The organism is Streptomyces sp. NPDC003393 (assembly GCF_053589015.1).
In genome coordinates this window covers 112494-129594 of record NZ_JBSFRB010000006.1, presented here as the reverse complement: position 1 = coordinate 129594, position 17101 = coordinate 112494, and the positions used below count along the sequence as shown (strand labels likewise).

Sequence of the window (17101 nt, the reverse complement as noted above, 5' to 3'; positions counted from 1 at the left end):
CGTGAACACGACGTGAGTCGCCTCGCCGCCGCGGGACCCGGACGGCACCGGTCCGGTCCCGCCGCCGGCCCGCGCTCACGCGCTGACCGGACGGCACCATGACGGGGTCGTGCCCGTGACCCTGCACAGCGCGAGGTACAGGGGGATCGGCGGGGTGTACGGAACCGTCCCGTCCGGTCGGTGGATGAGGACGGGCAGCGGAGCCCGGCAGGTGTCGGGGAGGACCGCGCCGGTGGCGTAGTGCGCGGGCGAGGGCCACCGCAGGGCGTAGTCGGAGTCGGCCGGGACGATCCACCACCAGTGCGTCTCATCGGCGTAGACGCACCCCGCACGGGGCAACCGCGGCATCAGCAGAGGGCCGAAGCGAGCGGGCACCGCCACCGCGTCGCAGCCCAGCGGGACCACCATGCCGTCGGGAAGGGCCAGCCGCCGGGGCGCCGTGGAGCCGTCGTCCGGGGCGGTGCCGTCGGATTCGGCGAGCCTGCCCGTGGCGCGTCCGAGGCGTACGAGTGTGTCCAGGCTGAGCGCCTGGCCTGACCCGGAGGCGCGGGCGCCGCTCACAGCCATACGGCCCCCGATCCATGTGTGTCGTGCGCGTACGCCCGGTGCGGCTGTGCTCCTTGCGGGGTGTCCTCGTCGTCCGGGGGCGGAGCCGGATGCGGGGCCGAAGGAGCCGATGGCGCCGGATGAGGGTCCGGGGCCGGGTCCGGCTTCGGGCGGGCGCCCCAGCCGAGGTCGCCCCGGGCGTCGTGGCTGTCGTCACGGGCGCCGCGCGCCAGTTCCGCCCACACCACCAGCCCCTGGCCGTGCTGCTGTGCGCCCCAGGAGAGGCACATGGCCTCGACGAGGAGGAGCCCCCTGCCGTGCTCCTCCTCCGGCCGCTGCGGGGACGGGTGCGGTTCCCCCGGGGCGCGGCCCTCGTCGCGCACGGCTATGCGCACCAGCTCTCCGCCGTCGTGGAGTTCGCAGACGACCCGGCTGCTCGCGGTGTGCACGATGGCGTTGGTGACCAGTTCGGAGATGACGAGGTCGGCGGTGTCGCAGGTGTCCTCGCACACCGACCAGGCCGTCAGCCGGGCTCTGGTCAGACGTCTGGCCTGGGCGGGGGAACCCGGATGTGCGGCCAGCTCGAAGCGGAACCGGCGCTCGGCAGCGGCCCCGTCGGGGCCCGCTCCCGCGAGAGCGCCGGGGGCTACAAGGCCCTCGGCGGCGTCTGTTCCTAAAGGCGGGGACGGAATCACGCTTGCCACTATCTCCCCGCCGTGAACACTTGGCAAGTGGCACTCTGAAAAATGCAGAGTGCTGTGTGACGCGGTGAGAGGCCGTGGCACACTGCTCGCAACAGCATGTCGCGCGGCGCCAATTGGGATCGCCGGAGACCCGCGGGTCTTCGAGTGGATCTTCGAGTGGCGCCGTAGGGCTGTCAGGATTCCTTCAGTCCACGGGGGTTGGCTCCCCGTGCCTGCGGGACTCCTCCGGCCCGTCGGAACATCTCGGCAAAGTCCCGGATCCTTCGGTGGAGGTGGAGCGTGAGCGAACCGCGGTCGGCGCCGACCGTCGGGCAGGTCGTGCTCGGCCGGCGCCTGCACGACCTGCGGGAACGCGCAGGACTCAAGCGCGAGGAGGCCGCCCGCGTCCTCCGTGTCGCCCCGGCCACCGTCCGCCGCATGGAGACGGCCGAAGTCGCCCTCAAGATCCCGTACCTGCAACTGCTGCTCAAGGCGTACGGCGTCCCCGACGACGAGGCCGAGGCCTTCGTGCAACTGGCCGAGGAGGCCAACCGCCCCGGCTGGTGGCAGCGCTTCCACGACATCCTGCCGGGCTGGTTCTCGATGTACGTCAGCCTGGAGGGCGCGGCGGCACTCGTCCGGTCCTACGAACCCCACTTCGTACCCGGCCTGCTCCAGACCGAGGACTACGCGCGCGGAGTGCTCACCTCGGGCGCCATCGGACAGACCAGCCCCGACGACATCGAAGGCCATGTCGCCCTGCGCATGCAACGCCAGGAACTGCTCACCCGTCCCGACGCGCCGCGATTCTGGTTCGTGTTCGACGAGACGGCGCTGCGCCGCCCTGTCGGCGGCCCGGAGGTGATGCGTGCTCAGATCGACAGACTGCTCGACGCCACGAAGCTGCCCAACGTGACCCTCCAGGTCGCCCCGTTCTCCTCGGGGCCGCACCCCGGCACGTACGGGCCCTTCGTGCTGTTCCGATTCGCCATGCCCGAACTGCCGGACATGGTCTACAGCGAGTACCTGACCGGCGCCGTCTACCTGGACGCGCGCGAGGAGGTGGCGACCCACCTCGAGGTCATGGACCGCATGGCGGCGCAGGCCGCTACGGCACATCGCACGAAGGAGATCCTCCGGGATCTCCGCAAGGAGCTGTGAATGGATCGCATCACGTCCCAGCCCGCCGCACGAGGCCGCGGCGACCGGACCCGCGGCGAGCGGATCTACAACGGCATGCCCGCCGGGGAACTGGGCAGTGAAGGCTGGCACAAGCCGTGGAGCGGCGGCAACGGCGGCAACTGCCTGGAGGCGATGAAGCTGGCCGATGGGCGGATCGCGGTACGCCAGTCCACCGACCCGGACGGGCCGGCCCTCATCTACACCACCGACGAGATGACCGCGTTCATAGAAGGCGCCAAGGCGGGGGAGGCCGACTTCCTGCTCTCCTGACCGTGCCTGGCTTTTCCGCTGCCCCGACGCATTGATTCTGGTACCACCTTGAACACGTCGAACACCTCGAACACGTCCGTGACCGCTCCTCGGAACGAGGAGGAAAGCAGGACCGGGACCGAGTCCTGAACCAACGCCACGTCCGAGACCGAGTCCTGGCCCGGGACCACGCCCGAAAGCGCATCGGCGCCGGTCACACGGTCATCGGCCGGTCGTGCGGCCCGATCGGCGACGGCAGTCGCGAACTTCCCGTCAGGTAGTGGTCGACTGCCGCCGCCGCCGCGCGTCCCTCCGCGATCGCCCACACGATCAGCGACTGCCCGCGCGCGGCGTCCCCCGCCGCGAACACACCGGGAACGTTCGTCGCGAAGTCGGCACCCCGTGCGAGCGTGCCGCGCGGTGCCAGGTCGAGACCCAGCTGGTCGATCAGACCGTCCCGCCGGTCGGGCCCGGAGAAGCCGAGCGCGAGCAGCACCAGGTCGGCCGGGAGGGTCCGCTCGGTGCCCGGCAACCGGCGCCGCTCCGCGTCCACCTCGACCAGATGCACCTCGCGCACACGCCCCTCCGCGTCACCGGTGAACCGCAGCGTCGACGCCGCGAACAACCGCGCGTCGACGTCCGCGGCGGGCGCCGTGTGCAGCAGCCCCGCTTCCTCGTGCGCCGCCGACAGACGGTAGATCTTCGGATACGTCGGCCATGGTTCCGTGTCCTCGTCCCGCTCCTCGCCGGGCCGGCCGTAGATGTCCAACTGGGTCACCGACGCGGCCCCGTCCCGCACCGTCGTGCCCAGGCAGTCGGCCCCCGTGTCACCCCCGCCCACGATGACCACGTGCCGGCCCGCCGCGCACAGAGGCGAGACCGCGATGTCCCCCTCGCACACCCGGTTGGCCAGCGGCAGATACTCCATCGCCTGGTGGATCCCGGCCAACTCGCGCCCCGGTACGTCCAGTTCGCGCCAGGCGGTGGCACCCGTGGCGATCACCACGGCGTCGTAGCGCGAACGCAGCTCCGTCGCCCCGACGTCGCGCCCGACGGCCGTCGACGTACGGAACTTGGTCCCCTCGGCGCGCATCTGCTCCAGTCGGCGTTCCAGGTGGTGCTTCTCCATCTTGAACGTGGGGATGCCGTAGCGCATCAGCCCGCCGAGCCGGTCGTCCTTCTCGTACACGGCCACCGTGTGCCCCGCGCGGGTCAACTGCTGGGCGGCGGCCAGGCCGGTCGGCCCCGAGCCGATCACGGCGACGGTCCGGTCCGACAGCCGGTCCGGTGGCCGCGGCGGGGTGAAACCCTCCTCCCAGGCCCGGTCGGCGATGGCGCACTCGACGTTCTTGATGGTGACGGCCGGCTGGTTGATCGCCAGCACACATCCCGCCTCGCACGGCGCCGGACACAGCCGGCCGGTGAACTCCGGGAAGTTGTTCGTGGCGTGCAGCCGGTCGCTCGCCGTCCGCCAGTCCTCCCGTGCGACGAGGTCGTTCCACTCCGGGATCAGGTTGCCCAGCGGGCAGGCCTGGTGGCAGAACGGGACACCGCAGTCCATGCAGCGGTCGGCCTGTTCGCTGATGATCGGCAGCAGAGCGCCCGGAACATACACCTCGTCCCAGTCCCGGACCCGCTCCTCGACCGGCCTGCGGGGCCACTCCCGGCGGGGCGTGGTCATGAAGCCCTTGGGATCGGCCATGGCCGTCTCCCTTGCGTGCTCGCGCGGTCCTGCGTGTTCTCGCGCGTCCTCGTGCGTCCCCACGTGGTCCCGTCACGTTCTCGCGTGTCCACGGGCGGCGCTCTTCCGGCCACGATACGTCCGCCGGGGCGCGCGTGCAGAGCGGGTACGGGGGCCTTTCCGCCGGTGAGGCGGGCTCCGCTGGTTCAGGAGGCCTGCCGGCGTCCCCTCCCTGCTCGGCGGTCCGTTCCCGCCTCCCCGCCCTCCGGCCTCCGGCCCCCGTCCGCCCCCGCCTCCCGCCACGCCGCCAGCACCGACTCCACGTCCGCCGCTATGCGCCGGCGGGCCTCGTGCCGCGGCACTCCCTCCATCAGCAGCCGGTCGTACGGCGTGTCCGCATGCCGTACGGACGCCCTCACCGCCCACACGACCGCGCCCTCGGACAGCGCCCGTCCCGCCGCGCTGCGCCCCACCCGCCCGCTGCCGCGCACCGAGGCGTGCGCGGCGACGGCCCGGGCGCGCTCCGCCCGGCATCCGGGGAACAGCCGCCGGATCTCCGCCGCGAACGCGTCCGTGAACCGCGCGTCCTCCGCCGCCCGCCGCCGCGCGTCCCGGGCCCGGCGCCGGCGCCGCGCCTCGGCGTCCGCCAGACATCGTGCCTCCGCTCGGGCGAGCGCCGCCTCCTCGACGAGCACGCCCTGCCGCTCGTAGCGGCTCCTGCGCCGGTTGAACCGCACCACGACCGCCGACAGCGCGCTCTCCTCCCGTGATCGGCGGGTCAGCGCGGTGTCACCACGCGGCAGGAACACCAGGTGCCCGAGGTCGGCGCAGTCCAGGCAGCGGGGCACGCCCTCCTCCAGGACCAGCATGGGCAGCGGGCCCCGGCGGCACTCGGCACAGTGCTTGCGCCGCAGCGGCTGGACGACCAGAAGACCGGAGCGTGGCGGGGGAGTTGAGGGCAGCGCCATGCGAGGTTCATTCCCCGGCGCCCTCCGCGCCGCACCCGGACTCCGCCCTGGCGCATCATGGCGGTGTGCGACTCGAAGCGATCACCTGGGAACGGCTCGGCGACCTCCTGGCCGAACGGCTGCTCGACCTCGAACCGGCCGACGGCAGTCCCTGGCCGCGCATCGCCTTCGACGGCGCCCCCGCCGCCCGGCCGGGCGACCTGGCCGAGCGCGTCTCGCAGGCGTTGCGCGTGCGGGGCCGTCCGTCGCTGGTCGTCGGCGCGGAGGGCTTCCTGCGCCCGGCGTCCGTCCGGCTGGAGCACGGCCACCGGGACGTCGATTCGTACTACGACGGCTGGCTCGACACCGGCTCCCTCTGGCGTGAGGTGTTCTCCCCGCTGGAGACCGGCGGGGACGGACGGGTCCTGCCCGACCTGAGGGACCCGGTCACCGACCGCGCCACCCGCAGCGACTATGTCCGACTCCCGCCCGGCGGGCTGCTGTTGCTGCACGGTCCCCTCCTGCTGCGGCACTGGTTCCCCTTCGACCTGAGCGTCCACGTCCTCCTCTCCCCGGGCGCGCTGCGCCGCCGCACCCCGGAGGCGGAACACTGGACGCTGCCCGCCTTCGAGCGCTACGCGGGCGAGATCGATCCGGCCGGCACGGCGGACGTGCTGGTCCGCGCCGACGACCCGCGCCATCCGGCCTGGACCGGCTGAGGACCGGACGCCCGGAGCGGCCCTCAGCGCCCGGGGAGCAGCAGCACCGGCTCACAGGCCGCGGGCGGCGGCGCCCCGGGGAGGTCTTCCGCCCACCCTTTCCACCGCCAGGGCTCCGGCCCGGCAGCCGTCCGCCGCCGCGGCCCGAAGCGTGGCGCCGGTGAGCAGCGCGGCGAGGAACGTCCCCGTGAACGCGTCCCCGGCGCCCGTGGTGTCCCGAGGCAGTGCGGGTACGGCGGGCACGCGGGCGCACACGGCGCCCGCGCGGGCCACCAGCGCTCCCTCGGCGCCCTGCTTGGCCACCACCACAGGTACATGCCGACTCAGCTCGGCGGCCGCGTCCGCCGCGTCGGACAGGCCCGTCAGCAGACACGCCTCGTCGCGGCTGGGCAGCAGCACGTCCACCCCTTCGACGAGGGACAGGAACCGGCCCGCGCCCAGTGCGGCGAGGAACCCGGACGAGGCCGGATCCAGACTCACCGGCACTTCCCGCGCCCGGGCCGAGGCGACGGCCACCGACACGAGCGCCCGGCTCGGCTCGGAGAACAGCAGATAACCCGACAGATGGAGCCGGGCCACCCCGTCGAGCAGCGTCTCCGACCAGTCGCCGGGGTCGAGCCGCAGCGACGCGCCGCTGTCGGTGAGGAACGTGCGTTCGGCGTCGGTCGCCGTGTCGACCAGGCACACCACCGTCCCCGTCGGTGCGTCCGGGTCCACGACGAGCCGTGGACGCACCCCCGAGGCCACCAGCTCCCGCTCGTGCCAGGCAGCCGTCTCCGCGCCCACCCGGCCGAGCAGCCGTACGTCCGGACACCCGTGCCGGGCCGCCCAGCAGGCCACGTTGGCGCCCGCGCCACCCGGCAGGAGCCGGATCGAGGCGGCCGTGTCGGTACCGGAGGCGAGCGGACCGCGATGCCGTGCGACGACGTCCGTCACCACGTCGCCGACCACCAGCAACGCCCCACCCGCGCCACCGTCCTCGCCGCGTACCGCACCCTCGGCTGCCGTCGTACCCGCCGCTCCCGCCGCCGTGACCGCCGTGCCCGCCGTCACGTCCGGGTCCACGCCGCCGCGATGCGCGCCGCCAGGCGCACGTTGCCGCGTACGGCCGCGAGGTTCGCACGCAGTGAGGCTCCGTCGGTGTGCCGCACCATGTGGTCGAGCAGGAACGGAGTGACCGCCTGCCCCGTGATCCCCTGTTCCTCGCACGCCAGCAGGGCATCGGCGAGCACGCGCGCGTGCAGCTCCGGATCGAGCTGCTCGTCCAGGGACACCGGGTTGGCGACGATCAGCGCCGACTCGGGCGCACGCAGCAGGTTCTGCGCCCGCATGACCTCGGCCACCTCCTCCGGCGTCCGCAGTGTCCAGTCCACCGGATGACCCGAGTCGGCGAGGTAGAAGCCGGGGAAGCGGTCCGTGCCGTAGCCGGCCACCGCGACCCCCAGTGTCTCCAGCCGCTGCAGGGTGGCGGGAACGTCCAGGATCGACTTCACCCCCGCGCACACGACCGTGATCCGGGTGCGGGCCAGCAGCCCCAGGTCGGCCGACTCGTCCTGGGTGACCGTCCACTGCCGGTGCACACCGCCGAGCCCGCCCGTGGCGAACACGCGGACACCGGCCAGGGAGGCGAGCAGCGCGGTCGCCGACACCGTCGTCGCCCCACTGGCCCCGGCGGCCACGGCGAGTGGCAGGTCGCGGTGGCCCAGTTTGCGGATTCCGTCCTCGTTCGCGACCCGCTCCAGCTGGTCCTTGTCCAGGCCGATCTGCGGGCGCCCGTCCAGCACCGCGATCGTCGCGGGTACGGCACCCTCCCGCCGTACCGCCTCCTCCAGCTCCAGCGCCACCTGGAGATTGCGCGGGCGCGGCAGCCCGTGGGCGATGATCGTGGACTCCAGGGCAACCACGGGACGGCGCGCGGCGAGCGCCTCCCGTACCTCTTCGGACACCACCAGCACGTGCCTGCCTCCCGTCTGTCGCTCCTCCCTCATCTCTGGCGGGCCGCACCCCCGGTCAAACCCCCGCACGGCTGCGACCCGGACGGGAACGTCCCGGACGGCAGCCCCTTCGAGGCACGGCACGACGAGCGACACGGCATCGGCGACACGGACCGCCCGGGTGGCGCCGCGCCTCAGAACAGCGGCTCGGGCAGTACCCCTTCCAGGGCCAGCAGCGCACGCTTGGTCTCCAGACCGCCGCCGAAGCCGCCGATGCCCCCGTCGCTCTCGACGACCCGATGGCAGGGCACCACGACGGGCAGCGGGTTGGCGCCCATCGCCACGCCCACCGCCTGTGCGGCTTGGGGCTGTCCGACCCGCCCGGCGAGATCGCCGTACCCGACGACCGTGCCGTAGGGCACGCCGGACGCCAGTTCGCGCAGCACCTGCCGGTTGAAGCCCGAGATCAGGGACCAGTCCAAGGGCAGCTCGAAGCCCCGTCGTTCCCCCGCGAAGTAGGCCTCGAGCTGGCGTGTCGCCTCCGCCAGCAGCGGGGATCCGGGCGTCTCGACCGGCTCCGCGCCCAGCCGTGACGCCAGCCGGGACAGCGCCCGGTCGCGCACCGCGTCGGTGGCGTGGAACACGACGTTGACCAGGCCGTCCTCCGTCGCGGCGAGCAGCAGGGGGCCGATCTTGGTGGTGGCCACGGCCCACTCGACCTGCCGTTCGACGTGTTCTTCCCGCTCGTGGCTGTTCATGCGGCCCACCGTACGGCCCGCCGCTGACAATGCGTGCGGGCCTGCGTCTTCACCCGGCGAGGGAGGCCGCGGCCGGGGTTTCGGCGGCGCGCAGGGCCGTGCGCACCACGTCCGGCCTGTCGGTGATGATGCCGTCGACGCCGTACCCGGCGAGGGCCCGGGCCCGGGATGCGTCGTCGACCGTCCAGGCGAACACCTTCAGCGGCTTGCCGTGCGGTCCGGTGACCGCGTGGACGGCGGTGACGTACCCGGCGGAGAGCGTGCCGTGGGACGGGTTGATCAGGTCGGCGAAGCCGGCGTAGCGGGCCAGTTCCCCCTCCGCCGGCCGGCCGAGGAAGGCGGTCCTGACACCGGGCGCGAGGTCGTGGACCACGCGCACGCTGTCGGCGCTGAAGCTCTGCACGATCAGACGGCTCTCCAGGTGCCGGCGGTCGAGCCAGCCCCGCGCGCCGAGCACCCCGAGGGTCTGCCGCTCGATGCCCGGGTACAGGCCGGGGTTCTTGATCTCCAGAAGCAGCTTCTCGTGGTGGTGCTCGACCCGGCGCAGGTACTGGTCGAGCGTGGGCACGCGTGTGCCCGCGTACGCGGGGGAGAACCAGCTGCCCGCGTCCAGCCGTGCGATCTCGGCGGCGGTGAAGTCCTTCACCTTCCACGGCGCCCGGTCGGGGAACACCTGTTCGACGTTCGTGGTGCGCCGCAGACTGTCGTCGTGGAGGACGACGAGCTCACCGTCCTTGGTGCGCTGCACGTCGTTCTCCACCCAGCGGAAGCCCAGCGCCGCCGCCCTGTCGATGGCGGGAAGGGTGTTCTCCGGAGCGTGGGCGGAGGCGCCGCGGTGCGCGACGACCAGCGGCCGCTCACGGCCCCCTGCCGCCCGGGCCTCGGAGGCGGTCGACAGCATCAGGGCCCCCAGCAGGGCGGTCGTCGTGACGGCAACTGCGCGCGCGTGCATGCGTACTCCTCGCTTCGAATGATCACTGTGCGTACAGCAGTGACCGCACTGAGTCAACGAGGCGAGGGGTGCAGAAGGGACACGGACCGAACGAAGTCGCCCGAGCGCCCACACCGGTGCCGCACATCTGCGGCCAGGTCGTGTTTCTTTGCCGGATTGTCGTTCGACCCCTCCGGCGGGGGTCATACTCTCTGCGTCAAACCCGACCGAGGGGACGGTCGGGAGGCGGGGGGCGACGTCACCACATTCAGGTACGCAACAGGGCGGAAGGGCAGCTGCGCATGCACGACGGCACGGTCGACGGATTCAGCTACGGGCTCGTCACGCCGCTGGTGGCCTACCTCATGGCCTGCCTGGGCGGGGCGCTCGGTCTGCGCTGCACGACCCGCGCCCTGCTCGACGCCCGGAGCTGGCGCCCCGGCTGGCTCGCCCTCGGGTCCGCGGCGATCGGCTCCGGCATCTGGACCATGCACTTCGTTGCCATGATGGGCTTCACCGTCAAAGGAGCGCCGATCCACTACGACAGGCCGATGACGTACGCCAGCCTGGCCCTCGCCATTGTCATGGTGGGCGTGGGGATCTTCATCGTCGGCTACCGGGGCGCGACCGGCTCCGCCCTGTTCACCGGGGGCACGATCACCGGCCTGGGCGTCGCCTCCATGCACTACCTCGGCATGGCGGGCATGCGGCTCGACGCGACCTTTCAGTACGACACCCTCACCGTCGCCGCCTCCGTCGTCATAGCCGTCGTCGCGGCGACCGCCGCCCTGTGGGCGGCCGGCCAGGTCAGGGGCTTCTTGTGGAGCGTCGGCGCGAGCCTGGTGATGGGCCTCGCGGTCAGCGGCATGCACTACACCGGCATGGCCGCCCTGGACGTCCACGTGCACGGAGCCGGCGGCGGCGCCCCGGGAGAGTCGCCGGCCGCCCTGCTCGCCCCCATGCTGATCGGCCCGCTCGCCTTCCTGCTGCTGGCCGGTGTCGTCGTGATGCTGGACCCGATGATGGTCATGGGCAGGACCGACTGGACCCCGGTGGAGCACAAGCCGGGTGTACCGGCCCCCGAACTGGTCGCGCACTCCGCCCACCGCCCGGTGGCCCGCCTCCGGCGGACGGCGGTCCGGCGCACCTCGCGCACCCCCCAGAACCGCTGACCGCGAACCTGAGTACCAGCATCAATGTCAGTGGCCGGTCGTACGGTGGATGGCATGCGGCCCGTTTCCCAGATCGAACGCACGGTGGCGCCCTTCGAGGTCGTCAGCCCCTACCAGCCCAGCGGCGACCAGCCGCAGGCCATCGCCGAGCTCGCCCGGCGCATCGAGGCGGGCGAGAAAGACGTCGTCCTGCTCGGCGCCACCGGCACCGGCAAGTCCGCCACCACCGCGTGGATGATCGAGAAGCTTCAGCGCCCGACGCTGGTGATGGCGCCGAACAAGACCCTCGCCGCCCAGCTCGCCAACGAGTTCCGGGAGCTGCTGCCCAACAACGCCGTCGAGTACTTCGTCTCGTACTACGACTACTACCAGCCCGAGGCCTACGTCCCGCAGTCGGACACCTACATCGAGAAGGACTCCTCGATCAACGAGGAGGTGGAGCGGCTGCGCCACTCCGCTACCAACTCGCTGCTCACCCGCCGCGACGTCGTCGTGGTCGCCTCCGTCTCCTGCATCTACGGCCTCGGTACCCCGCAGGAGTACGTCGACCGCATGGTGCCCCTCAGGGTCGGCGAGGAGATCGACCGGGACGAGCTGCTGCGCCGCTTCGTGGACATCCAGTACACGCGCAACGACATGGCCTTCACCCGAGGCACCTTCCGGGTGCGCGGCGACACCGTCGAGATCTTCCCGGTCTACGAGGAGCTGGCCGTCCGCATCGAGATGTTCGGCGACGAGATCGAGGCGCTGTCCACGCTGCACCCCATCACCGGCGAGATCATCAGCGACGACCAGCAGCTGTACGTCTTCCCCGCCTCGCACTACATCGCCGGCCCCGAACGCATGGAGCGGGCGATCCGCGGCATCGAGGAGGAGCTCAAGGAGCGTCTGGCCGAGCTGGAGAAGCAGGGCAAGCTGCTGGAGGCCCAGCGGCTGCGCATGCGCACCACCTACGACATCGAGATGCTCCGCCAGATCGGTACCTGCTCCGGTGTGGAGAACTACTCGATGCACTTCGACGACCGTGCCCCCGGCACCGCGCCGAACACCCTGCTCGACTACTTCCCCGACGACTTCCTGCTCGTCATCGACGAGTCGCACGTGACGGTGCCGCAGATCGGCGCGATGTACGAGGGCGACGCCTCCCGCAAGCGCACCCTCGTGGAGCACGGCTTCCGGCTGCCCTCCGCCCTGGACAACCGCCCGCTGAAGTGGGAGGAGTTCCAGGAGCGCATCGGCCAGACGGTGTACCTGTCGGCGACCCCGGGACAGTACGAGCTGTCGCGTTCGGACGGCCAGGTCGAGCAGATCATCCGCCCGACCGGCCTCGTCGACCCCGAGGTCGTCGTCAAGCCCACCGAGGGCCAGATCGACGACCTGGTGCACGAGATCCGGACGCGGGTGGAGAAGGACGAGCGCGTCCTGGTCACCACGCTCACCAAGAAGATGGCCGAGGATCTTACCGACTACTTCCTGGAACTGGGCATCCAGGTGCGCTATCTGCACAGCGACGTCGACACCCTGCGCCGCATCGAGCTGCTGCGCGAGCTGCGCTCCGGCGAGTACGACGTCCTGGTCGGCATCAACCTGCTGCGGGAGGGCCTGGACCTGCCCGAGGTGTCCCTGGTGGCGATCCTGGACGCCGACAAGGAGGGCTTCCTGCGCTCGGGCACTTCGCTCATCCAGACCATCGGCCGCGCGGCGCGCAACGTCTCGGGCCAGGTCCACATGTACGCCGACAAGATCACCCCGGCGATGGAGAAGGCCATCGAGGAGACCAACCGCCGCCGGGAGAAGCAGGTCGCCTACAACAGGGCCAACGGCATCGACCCGCAGCCGCTGCGCAAGAAGATCAACGACATCGTCGCGCAGATCGCCCGTGAGGAGGTCGACACCGAGCAGTTGCTCGGCACCGGCTACCGCAAGACCAAGGACGGCAAGGGTGCCAAGGCCCCGGTGCCGTCGCTCGGCGACCGGACGGGCAAGGCCGCCAAGGCGGCGAAGCCCGCCAAGTCCGCCAAGGGCAGAACGAAGGAGACGGTGCCCACCGACCGTCCCGCCGCGCAGCTCGCCGAGCAGATCGAGGAGATGACCGAGCGGATGCGCGCCGCCGCGGCCGAGCTCCAGTTCGAGGTCGCGGCCAGGCTGCGTGACGAGGTCTCCGAGATGAAGAAGGAACTGCGCCAGATGCGGGAGGCGGGCCTGGCCTGACCCTGCCGGAGGTGCCCGCGCCCGATGCCGCGCGGGTACCTCCGTATGCGCTGTGTTGCAAGACCGCCACAATGTGCGGACGGGGGTGCGGCGATGTCAGTGCCCCTGCATAGGGTGCTGATCAACCGCGCGACGCGCGGCAGCCGGGGAGCAGTTCGAGAGGGGAATCAGCCGTGACCGTCAACTTGACCAAGGGTCAGGCCATCAGCCTGCAGAAGAACGACGGCGGCAGCCTGAACGCGGTGCGCATGGGTCTGGGCTGGCAGGCGGCGCCCCGCCGCGGCCTGTTCGGCTCCCGTACGCGCGAGATCGACCTCGACGCCTCCGCGGTGCTGTTCGCCGACAAGCAGCCGGTCGACGTCGTCTTCTTCCGCCACCTGGTCAGCGACGACGGCTCCGTGCGGCACACCGGTGACAACCTCGTCGGCGGCGCCGGCCAGGGCGGCGACGACGAGGCGATCCTGGTCGACCTGCAGCGCGTTCCGGTGCACATCGACCAGATCGTCTTCACCGTGAACTCCTTCACCGGCCAGACCTTCCAGGAGGTGCAGAATGCCTTCTGCCGCCTGGTCGACGAGTCCAACGGCCAGGAACTGGCCCGCTACACCCTGGCCGGCGGCGGCAACGTCACCGCCCAGGTCATGGCCAAGGTGCACCGCGCCGGGACCGGCTGGACGATGACGGCCCTCGGTGTTCCCGCCAACGGCCGCACCTTCCAGGACCTGATGCCGGCGATCCTTCCGCACCTGTAGGACGGCACGGCGAGCGGTACCGCACCACGGCACGGGAAACGGCACAGGCACAGGGGGACAAAGCCATGACGGCCGAGCTGGTGCGGGGACAGAACCACCCGCTCTCCGAGGCCCGCCTCGAGATCCGCATCTCGGCAGGCACACCGGTCGTGGCCGCCGCCACGACCGCCGACGAGAACGGCAAGGTGCGCGGCGCCGCCGGGGTGGCCCACCCCGGCGCCCCCGTCCTGCCCGGCCTCGAGGTCTCCCGGGCACCGGCCGCCGACCACCGGCTCGCCGTCGACCTGGGCGCGATACCGGAAGCGGTGCACCGGGTCAGTGTGCTGCTCGTCCTCCCCGGCGGCGGCCACGGCCCGACCCGGTTCGGCGCGGTCGCCGCCCCGTTCGTGGCCGTCACCGGCCTGGACGGCACCGAACTCGCCAGCTACACCGTCACCGGCCTGGACGCCGAGGCGGCCCTGATCGCCCTGGAGCTCTACCGCCGGCAGGGTGCCTGGAAGGTCCGCGCGGTCGGCCAGGGATACGCCGGTGGCCTCGCCGAACTCCTCACCGACCAGGGACTGTCCCAGGCCCACCAACTGGCGGACACGGTCGACGAGGCCGTGGCCCGCCACCTGGCCCGCTCGGTGTCCGCTCCTCCACCGCGCACGGCTGAGGCCGACCGCTCCCGGCAGCCCGCCGGTCCGGTCCCCGGCGGGAACCAGGGGCCCGGCACCCCCGCGCAGCCGGCACCGCGGCCCCCGTGTCCGGCGGGGGGGCCGCGGCGGCCCCCGTCTCCGGGAGCGACCGGAGCCCCGGACGCGACGGCCGGCCCGCAGCCGGCGGCGCCCGCGGGCGGGCCGATCGACTACTCCCACCCCCGGCGGCAGACGACGGCCCCGCCACCGCCCCCGCCGACCGCACCCCCCGCCCCGCCCGGGCGGCCCGCACCGCCCGTCGCCGGGGACGCGACCGGATGGTCCATGGAGGAGCGGCTCTACAACCAGGTCTGGGGCATGTTCGAGGACCTGGCACGCACGACGGCCGCCTACCGCAGCGCGATCGACTTCGCCGAGTCCCGCAGGGAGAAGGAGCTCGACCAGGCCCTGTCCGACCCGCGCAACCGGCTGGGCGGGCAGGGCGACGCCGCACGGCAGGCGGCCCAGGCCCGCCACGCCCAGCTCGTCGACCAGGCCGGCGCGGCCCTCGACCGCGACCTGACACAGCTCGTCGCCGAGTCCGAAGTGGTGGAACCCGCGCTTCCCCCCGCGTACGCGGGCTGGGACAACCCGGTCTGGCACGGCTACCGGGTGCCGATGGAGATCCCGATGGCCGTCCGGCTGGGCGACCTCCACCTGCCCGAGAAGCCGTCCCTGCGCATCCCCATGCTGGTCAGGCTGCCGCTGGAACGCGGTCTGTGGATCGACAGCGGCCGTTCCGGGTCGCCCGACGAGGCGTTCGCCGACGCCGGGCGACTGCGACGCCTGGCGATGGACGCTGCCGTGGCACACGCCGCACGGCTGCTCGCCGTCCACCCGGCGGGCGACTTCGCCGTGCACGTCATCGACCCGGCCGGGTCGGCGGCGCAGGCGCTCGCACCGCTGGTGCGGGCGGGGGTGCTCGCGGGCCCGCCCGCGACCGGCGCCGCGGGTGTCACGGACGTGCTGAGCCGGCTCACTCAGCGGGTCGACCTGGTGCAGATGGCCGTGCGCGGCGGCGCCCCCGACGCGCTGCCGCCGGATTTCGACACCGCCGAGCAGCTGCTGATCGTCAACGACTTCCCGCACGGCTTCGACGACCGCGCCGTGACCCGGCTGCGCTATCTGGCGGACGAGGGTCCGGGCGTCGGCGTCCACCTGATGATGGTCGCCGACCGCGAGGACGCCGCCGGCTACGGACCGTTGCTCGACCCGCTGTGGCGTTCGCTGCTGCGGCTCACACCGGTCGCCGACGACCACCTCGCCGATCCCTGGGTGGGGCATGCCTGGACGTACGAGCCGCCGCAGGTGCCGCCGGGCAGCCAGGTGCTCGAACAGGTGCTCGCGCAGGTGGCGCGGGCCCGCCGGGACGGGCGTCGGTGACCGCGGGCACACAGCGGACCAAGGCTCGGTAAAGCCAGCCTGACCTGGGGTAATGGTCTTTTCTTTACCTTGCTCTTTACCTTTTCTTGGCGAATCGGGTATCGTGGGCGGCACGGAGGGGAGTACTCCCCATCTGCTGCGGCGTACCCGTCAACACGGATCAGACCAGATCCCGGGGCGCCGGCCCTTCCCGGGCGGAAGAGACCTCCGGCAGCGACGACGCTGACTCATTGCCGTGACGTACTTGCTGGAGGCGCAATGGAAGTTTCCATGACCCTGTGGGTCCTGACCATCCTCGGCCTGGCCGCCCTGATCGCGGTCGACTTCTTCATCGGCCGCAAGCCCCACGACGTGTCGATCAAGGAAGCCGGGATCTGGACCGTCGTCTGGATCGCCCTGGCCGGCCTCTTCGGGTTCGGCCTGCTCGCCTTCGGCGGCGGGCAGCCGGCCGGGGAGTTCTTCGCGGGCTTCATCACCGAGAAGTCGCTGAGCGTCGACAACCTCTTCGTCTTCGTCCTGATCATGGCGAAGTTCGCCGTCCCCTCGCGGTACCAGCAGCGGGTGCTGCTGATCGGTGTCCTCATAGCCCTGGTGCTGCGGGCGGCGTTCATCGCGGCGGGTGCCGCGATTCTCGCGAGCTTCTCGTGGGTGTTCTTCCTCTTCGGCGCCTTCCTGATCTGGACCGCCTGGAAGCTCATCCAGGAGGCCCGGTCCGACGACGGAGACGAGGAGTACGAGGAGAACAGACTGCTCAAGGCGGTCGAGCGCCGCTTCGGCGTGGCCGACCGCTACCACGGCACCAAGCTGTGGCTCCGGCAGAACGGCAAGCGCGTGATGACGCCGATGCTGGTCGTGATACTCGCCATCGGCATGACCGACGTGCTCTTCGCCCTCGACTCGATCCCCGCGATCTTCGGCCTGACCCAGGACCCGTACATCGTCTTCACCGCCAACGCCTTCGCCCTGATGGGCCTCAGGCAGCTGTACTTCCTGATAGGCGGCCTGCTGAAGAAGCTGGTGCACCTGTCGTACGGCCTGTCCGTCGTCCTCGGGTTCATCGGCGTCAAGGTGGTGCTGCACGCACTGCACGAGTCCGGCGTCCACGTCCCGGAGATCGGCACCCCCGTCTCCCTCGGCGTGATCTGCGCCGTCCTGGCCGTCACCACGATCACCAGCCTCCTGGCCTCCAGGAAGCAGGCCGCGCAGGAGGCACGCGAACGGCAGGCCGACGGTGCCCTGAAGGACAGCGTCGACGCCTGACCACCCCGCACCGGAC

The 17101-nt window shown here is 72.0% G+C and carries 16 protein-coding genes; 8 read left to right on the top strand and 8 right to left on the bottom strand.

The genetic code is table 11. The annotated features are described in order from the left end of the window. Positions 1–75 precede the first annotated feature (75 nt). Together ACWDUZ_RS08675 and ACWDUZ_RS08670 are read right to left on the bottom strand one after the other, a co-directional pair. Positions 76–567 carry a hypothetical protein gene (locus ACWDUZ_RS08675; protein WP_451631072.1) on the bottom strand — a complete coding sequence of 164 codons (492 nt, stop codon included), beginning with the start codon at positions 565–567 and terminating at the stop codon, positions 76–78. Beyond that, complete coding sequence (locus ACWDUZ_RS08670) at positions 558–1277, bottom strand: ATP-binding protein (RefSeq protein WP_451631071.1); 720 nt, start codon at positions 1275–1277, stop codon at positions 558–560. Before ACWDUZ_RS08670 ends, ACWDUZ_RS08675 begins: the two co-directional genes overlap by 10 nt. Before the next feature lie 252 nt (positions 1278–1529). Between ACWDUZ_RS08670 and ACWDUZ_RS08665 the strand changes: the two genes are divergently transcribed. Both ACWDUZ_RS08665 and ACWDUZ_RS08660 read left to right on the top strand, forming a co-directional pair. After that, on the top strand, positions 1530–2390 hold the full coding sequence (locus ACWDUZ_RS08665; RefSeq protein ID WP_451631070.1) for a helix-turn-helix domain-containing protein: 861 nt from the start codon (positions 1530–1532) through the stop codon (positions 2388–2390). Continuing rightward, positions 2391–2681 carry a DUF397 domain-containing protein gene (locus ACWDUZ_RS08660; protein WP_451631069.1) on the top strand — a complete coding sequence of 97 codons (291 nt, stop codon included), beginning with the start codon at positions 2391–2393 and terminating at the stop codon, positions 2679–2681. A 193-nt stretch (positions 2682–2874) separates the two neighbouring features. On the opposite strand, the gene ACWDUZ_RS08655 is transcribed toward ACWDUZ_RS08660, so the two are convergent. Both ACWDUZ_RS08655 and ACWDUZ_RS08650 read right to left on the bottom strand, forming a co-directional pair. After that, positions 2875–4362 (bottom strand): glutamate synthase subunit beta, encoded by a 1488-nt coding sequence (locus ACWDUZ_RS08655; RefSeq protein ID WP_451631068.1) that lies wholly within the window; start codon positions 4360–4362, stop codon positions 2875–2877. A 185-nt stretch (positions 4363–4547) separates the two neighbouring features. Beyond that, complete coding sequence (locus ACWDUZ_RS08650) at positions 4548–5309, bottom strand: DUF2293 domain-containing protein (protein WP_451631067.1); 762 nt, start codon at positions 5307–5309, stop codon at positions 4548–4550. Between the two features lie 65 nt (positions 5310–5374). On the opposite strand from ACWDUZ_RS08650, the gene ACWDUZ_RS08645 reads away from it, so the two are divergent. Next, positions 5375–6007: a uridine kinase gene (locus ACWDUZ_RS08645; RefSeq protein ID WP_451631066.1), complete on the top strand. Its 633-nt coding sequence runs from the start codon at positions 5375–5377 to the stop codon at positions 6005–6007. A gap of 51 nt (positions 6008–6058) precedes the next feature. On the opposite strand, the gene ACWDUZ_RS08640 is transcribed toward ACWDUZ_RS08645, so the two are convergent. The 4 genes from ACWDUZ_RS08640 to ACWDUZ_RS08625 all read right to left on the bottom strand — a co-directional run bounded on the left by ACWDUZ_RS08640 (position 6059) and on the right by ACWDUZ_RS08625 (position 9651). Further along, the gene (locus ACWDUZ_RS08640) at positions 6059–6964 is read right to left on the bottom strand and encodes a carbohydrate kinase family protein (protein WP_451631194.1); all 906 of its coding nucleotides are present in this window, start codon (positions 6962–6964) and stop codon (positions 6059–6061) included. 92 nt (positions 6965–7056) lie between these two features. Next, the gene (locus ACWDUZ_RS08635; protein WP_451631065.1) at positions 7057–7962 is read right to left on the bottom strand and encodes a pseudouridine-5'-phosphate glycosidase; all 906 of its coding nucleotides are present in this window, start codon (positions 7960–7962) and stop codon (positions 7057–7059) included. A gap of 173 nt (positions 7963–8135) precedes the next feature. Next, entirely contained in the window at positions 8136–8699 is a 564-nt protein-coding gene (locus ACWDUZ_RS08630) for a methylated-DNA--[protein]-cysteine S-methyltransferase (protein ID WP_451631064.1), read from the bottom strand. Positions 8700–8748: 49 nt separating this feature from the next. Next, positions 8749–9651 (bottom strand): glycerophosphodiester phosphodiesterase, encoded by a 903-nt coding sequence (locus tag ACWDUZ_RS08625; protein ID WP_451631063.1) that lies wholly within the window; start codon positions 9649–9651, stop codon positions 8749–8751. 281 nt (positions 9652–9932) lie between these two features. Here ACWDUZ_RS08625 and ACWDUZ_RS08620 point away from each other — a divergent pair, with 281 nt between their 5' ends. The 5 genes from ACWDUZ_RS08620 to ACWDUZ_RS08600 all read left to right on the top strand — a co-directional run bounded on the left by ACWDUZ_RS08620 (position 9933) and on the right by ACWDUZ_RS08600 (position 17085). Next, entirely contained in the window at positions 9933–10802 is an 870-nt protein-coding gene (locus tag ACWDUZ_RS08620; protein WP_451631062.1) for an MHYT domain-containing protein, read from the top strand. A gap of 54 nt (positions 10803–10856) precedes the next feature. Continuing rightward, positions 10857–13013 carry an excinuclease ABC subunit UvrB gene (gene uvrB / locus ACWDUZ_RS08615; RefSeq protein WP_451631061.1) on the top strand — a complete coding sequence of 719 codons (2157 nt, stop codon included), beginning with the start codon at positions 10857–10859 and terminating at the stop codon, positions 13011–13013. A 173-nt stretch (positions 13014–13186) separates the two neighbouring features. After that, positions 13187–13765, top strand: a complete 579-nt coding sequence (locus ACWDUZ_RS08610) for a TerD family protein (protein WP_451631060.1) — start codon at positions 13187–13189, stop codon at positions 13763–13765. A gap of 65 nt (positions 13766–13830) precedes the next feature. Further along, entirely contained in the window at positions 13831–15825 is a 1995-nt protein-coding gene (locus ACWDUZ_RS08605) for a TerD family protein (RefSeq protein ID WP_451631059.1), read from the top strand. A gap of 258 nt (positions 15826–16083) precedes the next feature. Then, a complete protein-coding gene (locus tag ACWDUZ_RS08600) occupies positions 16084–17085 on the top strand; it encodes a TerC family protein (protein ID WP_451631058.1) in 1002 nt (333 codons plus the stop codon). Positions 17086–17101: the final 16 nt, after the last annotated feature.

Coding starts and splice junctions, on each gene's coding strand:
- ACWDUZ_RS08675 (WP_451631072.1), bottom strand. CDS start 567: ATGGCTGTGAGCGGCGCCCGCGCCTCCGGGTCAGGCCAGGCGCTCAGC.
- ACWDUZ_RS08660 (WP_451631069.1), top strand. CDS start 2,391: ATGGATCGCATCACGTCCCAGCCCGCCGCACGAGGCCGCGGCGACCGG.
- ACWDUZ_RS08655 (WP_451631068.1), bottom strand. CDS start 4,362: ATGGCCGATCCCAAGGGCTTCATGACCACGCCCCGCCGGGAGTGGCCC.
- ACWDUZ_RS08650 (WP_451631067.1), bottom strand. CDS start 5,309: ATGGCGCTGCCCTCAACTCCCCCGCCACGCTCCGGTCTTCTGGTCGTC.
- ACWDUZ_RS08630 (WP_451631064.1), bottom strand. CDS start 8,699: ATGAACAGCCACGAGCGGGAAGAACACGTCGAACGGCAGGTCGAGTGG.
- ACWDUZ_RS08625 (WP_451631063.1), bottom strand. CDS start 9,651: ATGCACGCGCGCGCAGTTGCCGTCACGACGACCGCCCTGCTGGGGGCC.
- ACWDUZ_RS08620 (WP_451631062.1), top strand. CDS start 9,933: ATGCACGACGGCACGGTCGACGGATTCAGCTACGGGCTCGTCACGCCG.
- uvrB (WP_451631061.1), top strand. CDS start 10,857: ATGCGGCCCGTTTCCCAGATCGAACGCACGGTGGCGCCCTTCGAGGTC.
- ACWDUZ_RS08605 (WP_451631059.1), top strand. CDS start 13,831: ATGACGGCCGAGCTGGTGCGGGGACAGAACCACCCGCTCTCCGAGGCC.
- ACWDUZ_RS08600 (WP_451631058.1), top strand. CDS start 16,084: ATGGAAGTTTCCATGACCCTGTGGGTCCTGACCATCCTCGGCCTGGCC.